Below are 12912 nucleotides of genomic sequence, written 5' to 3'. Positions count from 1 at the left end.
TCACACTTAATGAAGATAAAAGCCGGCAGCATCGAGATAAATCGAACCTAGTTGGTTGATTTGTAAGTGGCATTTGCCTTGCACAATCCAGCCCATGCCTACACCACAAGAAAAAGCCGATTTCTCCGAGCGGCTTAAATTCTCGATGACTCGCGCGCACGAAAAAATGCGCGGCGCGACTGATCTCGCATTGCAATTCAATTTGCGCTATCAGGGCGAGTCGGTTTCGCCGCAGACCGCGCACAAGTGGCTCACCGCGCGTTCGATTCCCACCGTCGATAAGCTGCAGACGCTCGCGGAATGGTTCAAGGTCGATCTGCATTGGCTGCACTACGGGCCGCCGCCGAGTGGCAATCCACAGGCGACGCCGAAACCGCTCGCCCGCGACGAACAATATCCGGCGACAGAGGAGACGCTCGAACTAGCGACGAAGATCGAATCCTTGGCGCCGCATCATCGCTATTTACTCGAAGAGCTTGTCGAGCAGTTTTATGGGGCGGTGAAGCGGTGAATCTCCTTCAGGAGATTTTTCGTAACTTTGGGATAAATCTCCGTGGACTGAATCATCGGCCAAACCGTTACCGCGCAAGGCTCGGGACAAGCGTGGCGATTCCTGTTTGCCAAGCGGCATTTGGTGCGCCAAAAGGCTTTTGGCCGATAGAGAGAGACATTCGCGCATTCTGCACTCTATGAAACGTACTCACTCGCTTACCGTATTCAAGAAGCGGCTCCGCGAAGCGTTGATCGCGAAGCAGCCGGACTTTAATAAGCTTGCGCCTTTTCGCGGCGAAGCATTCAAACCAGGAAGCGGCAAAGCCGTGGCCACTGCCATATATGCGACGTTTGGCGTTCGACTTACGGATGCGACTGCGCAGCGCTGGATTAACGGACAGGGATTTCCGTCAGACAACAATTGGCCGCTCCTAACCGCGCTCGTTGGAAGGTCTCGTGATTGGCTCACAGGCGCATCAGACGCCTTCGGAAATGGCGTCAACACTCTTGAAGCGAGAGAGGCGGTCCATCCGTACGGCAAACTCTCCCCGAAAGAACGGCTGCTGGAGTTCCTTCGAGGGGCGACTCGCATTGTCGATGAAGAATTCTGACGTACAACAAAAACGCCCGGCAAGCCGGGCGTTTTCACATTCAAACCATTCCAACCGCAGCTTTACGCCGCCTTCACCTTGCTCTTGCCCATCATGCGCGTGATGTAATACTGCTGCGCAATCGACAGCACGTTGTTCACCACGTAATACAGCACGAGACCCGCCGGGAAGAAGAAGAACATGACCGAGAACGCAATCGGCATGAACATCATCATCTTTGCCTGAACGGGGTCCGGCGGCGTCGGGTTCAGCTTGGTCTGCACGAACATCGAGACGGCCATCAGCACCGGCAGGATGAAGTACGGGTCCTGTTGCGACAGATCGTGGATCCAGAGAATCCACGGCGCGCCGCGCATTTCCACCGACGACAGCAGCACCCAGTACAGCGAGATAAACACCGGAATCTGCACGACCACCGGCAGACAGCCGCCGAACGGATTGACCTTTTCGGTCTTGTACAACTCCATCAGCGCGGCATTCATCTTCTGCGGATCGCTCTTCAGGCGCTCGCGGATTTGCTGCATGCGCGGCGTGATTTCCTTCATGCGCGCCATCGACTTGTAGCTCGCCGCCGACAGCGGGAAGAACACCGCCTTGATCAGCACCGTGAGCAGCACGATCGCCCAGCCCCAGTTGCCGACATAACCGTGGATCTTTTCGAGCAGCCAGAAGAGCGGCTTGGCGATGATCGTCACCATGCCGTAGTCCTTCACGAGCTCCAGACCCGGCGCGATGCCTTCGAGCATGCGCTCTTCTTCCGGACCGGCGAAGAGGCGCGCATCGACATTCACGCTCTGTCCCGGCGCGACCGTCTGCGCCGGCAGCGTGACGCCCACGCGATACAGATCAGGATCGATCTTCTGCACGTAGATGTCGCGCTTCACGCCCTGCTGCGGAATCCACGCGGACGCGAAGTAGTGCTGCACCATCGCGATCCAGCCATTGTCCGAAGACGGCTCGAACGATGCCTTGTTCTTGTCGATGTCGGAGAAGTCGATCTTCTGGAAGTGCTTCTGCTCCGTATAGACCGCCGGCCCGATGAACGTATGCGAGAAACGCGGCGTCTCGACCGGCGTGTTGTCGCGCACGAGCTCCATGTAGAGCTTGGGCGAGACCGGCGCGGTGCCGACGTTCTCGATCTTCGTGTCGACGTTGATCACATAGCTGCCGCGCGTGAACGTGTAGGTCTTGATGACCTTCACGCCGCCCTTCACCGGCGATTCGAACGCGATCTTCAGCGTCTTCTCGTCGCCCGTCAGCGAGGTCTGGCCGGGCACCGGCGTGAAGACGTCGTTGTGGTTCGGGAAGTCGCCGCCGAGCAGGCCCGTGCGCGCGAGGTACGTGTGGTTCGCCGTGTGATCGAACAGCGTGATGTACAGGTCGGGCTGCTTGCCGTCGCCTTCCTTGATCAGCGAAAGCTTCGAAAGCGTGCCGCCGCGCGTGTCGATTTCACCGGAGTACACGTCCGTCGTGAATTTGACGAGTTGGGCCTGCGCCGTGGCGGGCGGCGTCGCCGTGCCCGGAGCGGCTGTGCCCGCGGGCGCGTTCGGCAGCTCGGACGGCTGCGCGCCCGGCGTGGCGGAACCCGGTGCGGGATTGCTGGCGGTCTTAGCCGGCTGCGTCGCGCTCGGGAAGAACATCGACGGGCGCCCGTGGTCGCGTTGCCAGTTGTCGAACAGCAGGACAACTGACACGAAGAAGATGACCCATAGGACGGTGCGTTTGATATCCATGCGTTGTCTCAGTGTCGATCGGAAAGCGCTTCAGCGCCGTTTAGTGTTGAAAGCTTGTCTTGCTCGGGGCTTTTAGCGTCCGCGCGCGATTCATGTGCGTTGGGAGGCGGCACGAGATCGACGCCGCCGGCCGAAAAAGGATGGCAGCGGCAAAGCCGCTTCACGGCGAGATACGTGCCATGCGCGGCGCCATGATACTGGATTGCTTCGCGCGCGTAGTCGGAACAGGAAGGATAAAAGCGGCACCGGTTGCCGAGCAGAGGGCTCACAGCAACCTTGTAGAAGCGCAACAACGCGATGAGTGCCGTTTGCATAAGCTTCGCGCCGCGCGCCGGAATCGCGATCCGTGGAAGGCAAATCCGGCGCAGTCCGCGCTTCATGACCCAGACGGGCCGGGTGTTTCGTCGACGGCGGGCGCATGAGGCGCCGCCACGGGTTCGGCCGAGCGGCGCAGCGCTTCGCGCACGGCACGGTCGAGCAATGCCTCCAGTTCGCCGCCGATGAGCGCCCGAAGCGGCGGTGAGCTTGCGCTCGGCATCGCCTTTCGGTCGATCTTCATGTGCAGCCGAATGAGGATATCGAATCCGTTCAACTGCCCGCGGCGCAACCGGAACGCCTCGCGCGCAAGCCGTTTTATCAGATTGCGCGTGACGGCGCGCGGCGCCTGCTTCTTGCCGATCACCAGACCGAGCCGCGCTTGCATCCCCGACGGCTTGCCGTACAGAACGAAGTGCGGCGAGCGACGCCAGGGGCGCAAACGAAAAACGGATGAGAACTCATCCGTTTTCAGCAGCCTTGCGGCCTTGGGGAACGCGGCCTGCGCCGGCAACTGAACGATGTCCTGTCTCAAGACTTCTGTGCGGCGCGTGAGCGGCTCGCTGACTGATGAATCCGACCGCGAGCTGCCATCGGCAGGCTTAGACTGCCAGGCGCTTGCGGCCCTTCGCGCGGCGAGCGTTGATGACCTTGCGGCCGCCAGCGGTCTTCATGCGAACGCGGAAACCGTGGGTGCGCTTGCGGCGCGTAACGGAAGGCTGGTAAGTACGTTTCATGGTGCTCTCACTTGAGTTGATCGACCGCGCGGGCTAAGGCTCCAGTGGGGTCACTGCAAGCGCGATGGCCGGAGGTTCAGGAATTCTGTTTTCGCGGAACCCGCTATTTAAACCGTTTTCCTATTGACCGTCAATAGTTTAGCCCCAGCGAACCCATATTCCGATACAAATCCGTCCCGCGCGGCGCGTTGATTTGACCCTGTGGATAACTCGCGCGACACCCTCGTTTGGCGTTAGAATCTCGCCTTACTCCCAAATATCCGCCCGCTGCTTCGGCCCGCCAGTCGCCCGCAAACCCTTGCGGCGTAAGCCTCCGGAGCATGCCTGCTCGGCTGTGCCGGGACTTGCCGAACGTTCGGCAAGCACGGCCCGCAGGTGCGGAGCAACCATAACGACCGCATTCGATGAACGATTTCTGGGAACACTGTTCCGCACTGCTCGCGCGCGAACTCACGCCGCAGCAGTACGTCACGTGGATCAAGCCGCTGACCCCGGTCGACTTCGATGCCGACGCGAACACCCTGCGCATCGCCGCTCCCAATCGCTTCAAGCTCGACTGGGTGAAGAGCCAGTTCTCGGGCCGCATCACCGATGTGGCGCGCGACTTCTTCAGCGCGCCCATCGACGTGCAATTCGTCCTCGATCCGAAAGCCACCGCGCGTAACGCGATCGGCGGCGGCCCCGCCGCGGCGCCGCGTCCGACCGCGAGCGCACCGGTTGCGCCGCGCGCCCCGGCGCCGTCGGCGGCCGCGCCGCAGCCGCCGAGCGTCGTCGCACACGCGAACGCCACCGCGCACATCAACGCGCTCGCAGCCGAGGCGGCCCAGCAAGCCGCCCAAGCCACGCAGGAAGACCAGGCCGATCTCGACCTCCCGAGCCTCGACGCGAACGAAGCCGCCGCGGGCCGGCGCACGTGGCGCCCGGGCGGCGCGCCGTCGTCGGCCGGCGGTGAAACCGATTCCGCCTACGAGCGTTCGAAACTGAATCCGGTGCTGACCTTCGACAATTTCGTCACCGGTAAGGCGAACCAGCTTGCCCGCGCTGCCGCGATTCAGGTCGCGGACAACCCCGGCATTTCGTACAACCCGCTCTTTCTGTATGGCGGCGTGGGTCTCGGCAAGACGCACCTGATCCACGCCATCGGCAATCAATTGCTGATGGACAAGGCGGGCGCGCGCATTCGCTACATTCACGCGGAACAATACGTGTCCGACGTGGTGAAGGCGTACCAGCGCAAGGCGTTCGACGACTTCAAGCGCTACTACCATTCGCTCGATCTGCTGCTCATCGACGATATTCAGTTTTTCTCCGGCAAGTCGCGCACGCAGGAAGAGTTCTTCTACGCGTTCGAGGCGCTCGTCGCGAACAAGGCGCAAGTGATCATCACGAGCGATACGTATCCGAAGGAAATCTCCGGCATCGACGATCGCCTGATCTCGCGCTTCGATTCCGGCCTGACGGTCGCGATCGAGCCGCCCGAGCTGGAAATGCGCGTGGCCATTCTCATGCGCAAGGCGCTCTCCGAAGGCGTGAGCCTGTCCGAAGACGTGGCGTTCTTCGTCGCGAAGCATCTGCGCTCGAACGTGCGCGAGCTCGAAGGCGCTCTGCGCAAGATCCTCGCGTACTCGAAGTTCCATGGCCGCGACATCACCATCGAGCTGACCAAGGAAGCGCTGAAAGACCTGCTAACGGTGCAGAACCGGCAGATTTCCGTCGAGAACATTCAGAAGACGGTGGCCGATTTCTACAACATCAAGGTCGCCGACATGTATTCGAAAAAGAGGCCGGCTAACATTGCGCGCCCGCGCCAGATCGCGATGTATCTGGCAAAGGAGCTGACGCAAAAGAGCCTGCCGGAGATCGGCGAGCTTTTCGGCGGACGCGATCACACGACCGTGCTGCACGCGGTGCGCAAGATCGCGGCGGAGCGGGGCAACGACGCGCAACTGAACCACGAACTGCACGTGCTCGAACAGACGCTGAAGGGCTGACGAACGCGCGGGGCGGCGTCGAGAACGCACGCGTCATTTATTGCGCCCGAAAGGCTGTTTTTTGACGAAAACGTCCCCATTTTTAGGGAGCGGTTCCGTTTTGAGGCACAATATAGGTTTAGCCGTCCAAGGCCTGGGCGGCTTTCGAGCGCAAAGCTTTCGCGAGTGACCGGCGGGGGGCCGGCAACGCGTGTTACGAGGTTGTCCGTCGGGCAATTCTGGTGGCGAAACCGGCGGACAGGCCGTCACATCAACGAAGGAACTCTATGCAACTGGTCAAGACCGAACGAGATAATCTTCTAAGGCCGCTGCAAACCGTGAGCGGTATCGTAGAACGCCGCCATACGTTGCCGATCCTCGCAAATCTGCTCATTACCAAGAACGGCGCCGACGTGTCGTTCCTCTCGACCGACCTCGAACTCCAGATCACGACCCGCGCCGATTTCGGCGTCGGCAGCGACCAGGTCGCCACCACGGTCGCCGCGCGCAAGCTGCTGGACATTCTCCGCGCGATGCCTTCGGGCGAAGTCGTGCTCGACCTCTCCGACAAGCGCCTGACCGTGCGTTCCGGCAAGAGCCGCTTCGCGCTGCAGACGCTCGCCGCCGACGAATTTCCCACCGTCAACCAGGCTACTGACTTCGGCGCGAGCCTTTCGGTTCCGCAGAAAACGTTCCGCCAGTTGCTCGGCATGGTCTATTTCGCCATGGCGCAGCAGGACATCCGTTACTACCTGAACGGCATGCTGCTTGTGGTGGACGGCGACCAGCTCATGGCGGTCGCGACCGACGGCCACCGTCTCGCGTTCTCGTCGATGAAAATCGAAGGCTCGTTCGCGCGTCAGGAAGTGATCATCCCGCGCAAGACGATTCTGGAGCTCCAGCGCCTGCTCGAAGACATCGACGACGAACTGAAGATCGACATCGCCGCGACGCAGGTGAAGTTCAGCTTCGGTCAGGTCGAACTCGTGTCGAAGCTCGTCGAGGGCAAGTTCCCCGACTTCCAGCGCGTGATTCCGAAGGCGCACAAGAACTCGTTCGAAATCGGCCGCGAGGAATTGCAGCGTTCGTTGCAGCGCGCGGCCATTCTGACCTCCGACAAGTTCAAGGGCGTGCGCTGCCTCGTCGAGCCGGGCCAGCTCAAGATCATGTCCACGAACGCGGATCAGGAAGAGGCGCAGGAAGAACTCGAGATCGCTTATCAGGGCGATACCGTCGATATCGGATTCAACGTCACGTATCTGCTCGACGTGCTCGCGAATCTGAAGGTCGATACGCTCCAGGTGAGCCTCGGCGACGCCAATTCCAGCGCGCTGATCACGATTCCCGAGAACGAGGAATTCAAGTATGTGGTGATGCCGATGCGCATTTGAAGCGCGCAATACCGAAAACACTCCAAGGGGCGGCGCGCCCCTTTGGCGTTTTTAAGGTGTTTTGAAAAGTTCGAGCAGTAATCGCAGCAGTGTCGAAGCAGTGACGCAGAACCGGAAAAATTCCATGACTGAAAACACAAATTCGCAACCCGACAACAAGCCTGACAACAGCTACGGCGCCTCGTCGATCCAGATCCTCGAAGGTCTGGAGGCTGTGCGCAAGCGGCCGGGCATGTATATCGGCGACACGTCGGATGGCACCGGTTTGCATCACCTCGTTTTCGAAGTGCTGGACAACTCCATCGACGAAGCGCTGGCGGGCTATTGCGACGACATTCACGTCGTCATTCACGCGGACAATTCGATTTCCGTCACCGATAACGGCCGCGGCGTGCCGACCGGCCTCAAGCGCGACGACAAGCATGATCCGAAGCGCAGCGCCGCCGAAATCGTCATGACGGAGCTGCACGCGGGCGGCAAGTTCGACCAGAACAGCTACAAGGTGTCGGGCGGCCTGCACGGCGTGGGCGTGTCGTGCGTGAACGCGCTGTCGGAATGGCTGCGCCTCACCGTGCGCCGCGACGGCAAGAAGCACTTCATGGAGTTCGCGCGCGGCGTCGTGCAGAACCGCGAGATCGTCGAGGAAGACGGCGTGCAGTATTCGCCGATGCCTGTTGTCGGCGACACGGAAAACCGCGGCACCGAAGTGCACTTCCTGGCGGACGCGACCATCTTCGGCAATGTCGAATTCCACTACGACATTCTCGCCAAGCGCATGCGCGAGCTTTCGTTCCTGAACAACGGCGTGCGTATCCGCTTGACGGACCAGCGCACCGGCAAGGAAGACGATTTCGCGTTCGCGGGCGGCGTGAAGGGTTTCGTCGAGTACATCAACAAGGCGAAGCAGGTGCTGCATCCGACCGTGTTCCACGCGATCGGCGAGCGCGAGAACGTGACCGTCGAAGTGGCGATGCAGTGGAACGACAGCTTCAACGAAAGCGTGCTCTGCTTCACGAACAACATTCCGCAGCGCGACGGCGGCACGCACCTCACGGGCCTGCGCGCGGCGATGACGCGCGTCATCAACAAGTACATCGTCGATAACGAGATCGCGAAGAAGGCGAAGGTCGAGACGACCGGCGACGACATGCGCGAAGGTCTTTCGTGTGTGCTGTCGGTGAAGGTGCCGGAGCCGAAGTTCAGCTCGCAGACGAAGGACAAGCTGGTGTCGTCGGAAGTGCGCGCGCCGGTGGAGGAAATCGTCGCGAAGGCGCTCGAAGATTATCTGCAGGAAACGCCGAACGACGCGAAGATCATCACGGGCAAGATCGTCGATGCGGCGCGTGCGCGTGACGCGGCGCGCAAGGCGCGGGAAATGACGCGCCGCAAGGGCGTACTCGACGGCATCGGCTTGCCGGGCAAGCTCGCGGATTGCCAGGAGAAGGACCCGGCGAAGTCGGAGATTTATATCGTCGAGGGCGATTCGGCGGGTGGATCGGCCAAGCAGGGGCGCGACCGCAAGTTCCAGGCTATTTTGCCGTTGCGCGGCAAGGTGCTGAACGTCGAGAAGGCGCGCTTCGACAAGCTGATCTCGTCCGAGCAGATCGTCACGCTGGTGACGGCGCTGGGCTGCGGCATCGGCAAGGACGATTACAACCTCGACAAGCTGCGTTATCACCGCATCATCATCATGACCGATGCGGACGTCGACGGCGCGCACATCCGCACGCTCTTGCTGACGTTCTTCTATCGGCAAATGCCGGAGATCGTCGAGCGCGGGTATATCTATATCGCGCAGCCGCCGCTTTACAAGATCAAGGCGGGCAAGGACGAGCGGTATATGAAGGACGCGCACGAGCTGAATCAGCATATGTTGAGGCTCGCGCTGCAAGGGTCGGAACTGACTGCGAGCGAGGGCGCCGATCCTATTTCCGGCGACGCGCTCGGTGAGTTGGCGCGCGCGTACTTGCTGGCACAAGCGGTGGTTGACCGCCTGAGCCGTATTTACGACGCAACGGCGTTGGAAGCGGTGATGGACGGCGTGATCATCGATTTGTCATCCGAGGAAGCGGCGGCTACTTCGGCGAAGCGGCTGGAAGAGCGCTTGCGTGCCGATCCGCTGAAGCCGGAAGTGTCGGTGGAGGCCGCGTACGATCAGGTGCGGGAACTGCGTTCGCTGCGTATCAAGCGGCGTCATCATGGCAACGTGAAGGTGTCGGTGTTCGATGAAGACCTTCAACTGACCGCCGACTACAAGCAACTCGTTTCGACGGCGGATACGTTCAAGGGATTGATCGGCGAAGGCGCGTTGATCAAGCGCGGCGAGCGGTCGATGGCCGTGAACGACTTCAAGAGCGCGATGAAGTGGCTGATCGCGGATGCGGAGCGGAATGTTTCGAAGCAGCGCTATAAGGGTTTGGGTGAGATGAACCCCGAGCAGCTGTGGGAAACGACGATGGACCCGAACGTGCGGCGTCTGTTGCGCGTGCAGATCGAAGACGCGATTGCGGCGGATGGTATTTTCACTACGCTCATGGGCGATGACGTGGAGCCGCGCAGAGCGTTTATCGAGAGTAATGCGTTGCGGGCGGGGAATATTGATGTTTGAGGCGTAAGTCTCTCCGCTCCATCAGACCCGTGTTCGCGAAGAGCGTCACGGGTTTTTCTTTGTCGTCGATGGCTTGTTCGACTAATGAGCACCTCCAGTCTTCCGGAAGTTCTTCAGCGTTTCGCGCATCTGAATACCTGGCAACGCCAGGGCGAGCGCGCGCCTCATAAGCCGCTTCTTGTTTTGCTGGCGCTCGGTTTGTTCGCCCGAGGTGTCAAGGATGTTCCCTTCCGCGAGTTCGAGGGCAAACTGTGCGAGCTTCTTCGCGAATTCGCGCCCGCACGTCGCACGCTCTATCCCGAGATGCCGTTCGTTCGGTTGAGGAACGACGATGTCTGGGAGGTGACGGTCGACACGGCCCCCGAGGTCATCGCGCGCCGAAATGATCTGACGAAGACGCAACTGCGCGGAATGAACGCGACCGGACACTTTTCGGACGACGTACAGCAACTTCTCCAGCATGATCCGAAGGCGATCAATGCGATCGCCCGCTTGCTGCTCGCCGCGCACTTTCCCGAGAGCATTCACAACGACATTCTGGATGCGGTCGGCCTTGCGCTCGATGACGAAGCAGCACTTACGGCCTGCGATGGCATCAACGTCGCACGCCGGCGACGCGATCCCGAATTCCGCAGCGACGTGCTCACTGCGTATCAATATCGATGCGCGTTATGCGATCTGGATCTGCGCATCGGGAACATGACGATCGGCCTGGAAGCGGCGCACATCATGTGGCATCAGGCGAACGGGCCGGACGTCGTGGAGAACGGCATCGCGTTGTGCTGCCTGCATCACAAGCTCTTCGATATCGGCGCGTTCACGTTGAGCGATGATCTTCGTGTTCTCGTTTCAGAGAAGGCGCACGGCAGCCAGCGCTTCGACGAGGTCTTGCTCAGACACCACGGCAGGCCACTGAACGCGCCCGTGCGACGGGAGCACCACCCGGAACAGCGCTTCATCGATTGGCATCGCGAGCAGGTGTTCAAGGGCGGTGCGCGGCCGCTCTGACGTTACGCGGCTTGTTTCAACCCCACCCAAATCTCCGTCACCAAATCCGCCGGTGCCGTCTCCCTCGGATCGTTGACGTACACCTCGAAAACCGGCGTCTCACCCGTCTCGCGTCCCGACTTCGGCAGCCATTCCCCATACAGCCACTGATACGCGAAACAAAGCTGCGCATACGGCCCGACGTGCGTCAGCACAGCGAACTCACCGCCCGCGACCTCCACGCGCGACACCGGCGCTTCGAATGTCACGTCGCCGGGAGAGAACAACTCGCAACACGCCATCGAACGCAGATCGTCTTCGGCAACCGCCGCCGGATCGTCGAAGTAAATGCCGAGCGAGCGCGCCCGAGGGTCCACCAACCCGCGCACGGCGAGCCAGTGGAACAGCATCTCGAACGCGCGCCCGATTTCCATGTACGAGCCGCGATGCTCCATCGCCGCGACGGTAAAAGCCTCTTGAGTGCGAATATCAACCTGATGCATCGCCGTATCTCCTGATCGAAAGTCATCGAAAGAAACGAACATCGACGCGCCGCCTTCGTTGCGAAACTGCCCCGGCGCCATCCTGTAGCTCGCCTGAAACGCCCGCGAAAACGCCTGCACGCTGCTGTAACCGGCGCGTTCGGCAATCGAATCGATCGGCACCGCGCCGTGCACGAGTTCATTCGCCGCGCGATGCAGCCGCAGCCTGCGCACCGTCGCCGCAGCCGTTTCGCCGTAGAACGCGTGATAAATCCGATGCCAGTGATACGGCGACAAACACGCCACCTCCGCGAGCCGATTGAGATCGAGCGGGTCATCGAGATGATCGTGGATATATGCGACCACGCGCGCGAGCCGCGTCTCGTAAGGCTTTTCGCTCATCGCCAGCTCCGAAGAATTTCAACTCGACTGGCAAGCAAAGTAGCACGACACGCTTTAGCTTTTCTTGCGGACTTTGCGGAACACGGCGCGCTTGCTCTCAGGCCGCGGCCGCTCCCGATGCGAACCGCTCGCTGGCGAACTGCTCGGCAGGCAGGTTCGATGCAGCGGCCAACTGCTCGGCCGCCCGGATCAACGCGGGTGGTCCGCAGACGTAAATATCGGGCTGAGCATTCGCGCTGGCCAACGCCGCGTGCAGCGCATCGACCGGCGTGCCGCGAAAACCTTGCCACGCATCGCCCGGCCTCCAGACGCACAACTCGACCGAAAGTTGTGGCATCAGCGTACGGAGTTCTTTGAGTTCGTCTTCGAGGAACAACTCGCTTTCCTCGTTCACGCCGAAAAATAGCCGCGCGTCCTGGATCTCCTGAAAGTCGGCCATGCGCCGCAGCATCGAAAGCATGGGCGCCACGCCCGTGCCGCCGGCGACGAACCAGCGCGGTCGAAGACTGCCCTCGCGGATGCCGAAGCCGCCCAACGGACCGCGCACGACGATCTGCTCGCCGAGCCGCGCGCGCTTACGCAGAAAAGTGGAGAAGCGTCCGTCCGGCTGCAATCGGATCATGAATTCGAGCCGTCCCTCCCAATTGCTCGTGTTCGCGAGCGAATAAGGACGACGTTCGTCGGTGCCCGGAATTTCCAGTTCCATGAACTGCCCGGCTTCGAACTCGGCCGCGCAGCCGCCCTCCGCGTCCGGGGAAATTTCGAGCACGAGGCGCACGGTGTGCCGCGCAATCGTGTCGAGGCTCACGATCGTCGTCGTCCGGCGCGGCACTGGCTGGCGCAGCACTTTCGTGTGATCGTAGGGCAGGCTGACTTGCAGATCGCTACATGGCATCGTTCTGCACATGAGCATCGCGCCGGCTTGATCGCGCGAAAGTGCCTCGGCGCTGTGGTCGCCCATGCGGAAATCGCCGTGCGTCACGACGGCATGGCACGCACCGCAACTGCCTTTCCTGCACTGCGAGGGCAGCACGATATCGGCCGCCGCCGCGGCGGTGAGCAGGTCTTGATCGGGCGCGCAGTCGAAGCTCAATCGCTGCGCGTCTCGTGCCGTCAAATCGATGCGGAAGGTCATAGCAACGCGATAGGAATAGCCGGACGCGTATGCCGCATCCGGCGAGGGG

General features: G+C 61.2%; 12 protein-coding genes. 6 read left to right on the top strand and 6 right to left on the bottom strand.

Features of this window, described 5'->3' with window-relative positions; all coding sequences use genetic code 11:
* The first annotated feature begins 94 nt into the window (after nucleotides 1–94).
* Both AWB70_RS02500 and AWB70_RS02495 read left to right on the top strand, forming a co-directional pair.
* The gene (locus AWB70_RS02500; RefSeq protein ID WP_041730866.1) at nucleotides 95–511 is read left to right on the top strand and encodes a helix-turn-helix domain-containing protein; all 417 of its coding nucleotides are present in this window, start codon (nucleotides 95–97) and stop codon (nucleotides 509–511) included.
* Nucleotides 512–689: 178 nt separating this feature from the next.
* Entirely contained in the window at nucleotides 690–1103 is a 414-nt protein-coding gene (locus AWB70_RS02495) for a hypothetical protein (protein WP_053567259.1), read from the top strand.
* Nucleotides 1104–1165: 62 nt separating this feature from the next.
* Here AWB70_RS02495 and yidC read toward each other — a convergent pair whose 3' ends face one another.
* The 4 genes from yidC to rpmH form a co-directional block, all read right to left on the bottom strand.
* Nucleotides 1166–2836, bottom strand: a complete 1671-nt coding sequence (gene yidC, locus AWB70_RS02490; RefSeq protein ID WP_053567260.1) for a membrane protein insertase YidC — start codon at nucleotides 2834–2836, stop codon at nucleotides 1166–1168.
* An 8-nt stretch (nucleotides 2837–2844) separates the two neighbouring features.
* A complete protein-coding gene (gene yidD / locus AWB70_RS02485) occupies nucleotides 2845–3150 on the bottom strand; it encodes a membrane protein insertion efficiency factor YidD (protein WP_053567577.1) in 306 nt (101 codons plus the stop codon).
* 62 nt (nucleotides 3151–3212) lie between these two features.
* A complete protein-coding gene (rnpA, locus tag AWB70_RS02480) occupies nucleotides 3213–3665 on the bottom strand; it encodes a ribonuclease P protein component (RefSeq protein ID WP_321166994.1) in 453 nt (150 codons plus the stop codon).
* A gap of 88 nt (nucleotides 3666–3753) precedes the next feature.
* Nucleotides 3754–3888 carry a 50S ribosomal protein L34 gene (gene rpmH / locus AWB70_RS02475; protein WP_006998755.1) on the bottom strand — a complete coding sequence of 45 codons (135 nt, stop codon included), beginning with the start codon at nucleotides 3886–3888 and terminating at the stop codon, nucleotides 3754–3756.
* Between the two features lie 404 nt (nucleotides 3889–4292).
* On the opposite strand from rpmH, the gene dnaA reads away from it, so the two are divergent.
* The 4 genes from dnaA (at nucleotide 4293) to AWB70_RS02455 (ending at nucleotide 10865) form a co-directional block, all read left to right on the top strand.
* A complete protein-coding gene (gene dnaA / locus AWB70_RS02470) occupies nucleotides 4293–5879 on the top strand; it encodes a chromosomal replication initiator protein DnaA (protein ID WP_045450135.1) in 1587 nt (528 codons plus the stop codon).
* A 266-nt stretch (nucleotides 5880–6145) separates the two neighbouring features.
* Nucleotides 6146–7249 (top strand): DNA polymerase III subunit beta, encoded by a 1104-nt coding sequence (gene dnaN / locus AWB70_RS02465; RefSeq protein WP_014190082.1) that lies wholly within the window; start codon nucleotides 6146–6148, stop codon nucleotides 7247–7249.
* Nucleotides 7250–7373: 124 nt separating this feature from the next.
* A complete protein-coding gene (gene gyrB, locus AWB70_RS02460) occupies nucleotides 7374–9857 on the top strand; it encodes a DNA topoisomerase (ATP-hydrolyzing) subunit B (RefSeq protein ID WP_053567261.1) in 2484 nt (827 codons plus the stop codon).
* Between the two features lie 84 nt (nucleotides 9858–9941).
* Nucleotides 9942–10865, top strand: a complete 924-nt coding sequence (locus AWB70_RS02455; RefSeq protein ID WP_053567262.1) for a phosphorothioated DNA-binding restriction endonuclease — start codon at nucleotides 9942–9944, stop codon at nucleotides 10863–10865.
* 2 nt (nucleotides 10866–10867) lie between these two features.
* On the opposite strand, the gene AWB70_RS02450 is transcribed toward AWB70_RS02455, so the two are convergent.
* Complete coding sequence (locus AWB70_RS02450) at nucleotides 10868–11728, bottom strand: AraC family transcriptional regulator (RefSeq protein WP_053567263.1); 861 nt, start codon at nucleotides 11726–11728, stop codon at nucleotides 10868–10870.
* Between the two features lie 97 nt (nucleotides 11729–11825).
* A complete protein-coding gene (locus AWB70_RS02445) occupies nucleotides 11826–12863 on the bottom strand; it encodes a 2Fe-2S iron-sulfur cluster-binding protein (protein WP_053567264.1) in 1038 nt (345 codons plus the stop codon).
* Between the last annotated feature and the right edge of the window lie 49 nt (nucleotides 12864–12912).

It is taken from the genome of Caballeronia cordobensis (assembly GCF_001544575.2).
Taxonomy (GTDB): Bacteria; Pseudomonadota; Gammaproteobacteria; order Burkholderiales; family Burkholderiaceae; genus Caballeronia; species Caballeronia cordobensis.
This window is presented reverse-complemented; position numbering and strand designations above follow the sequence as displayed.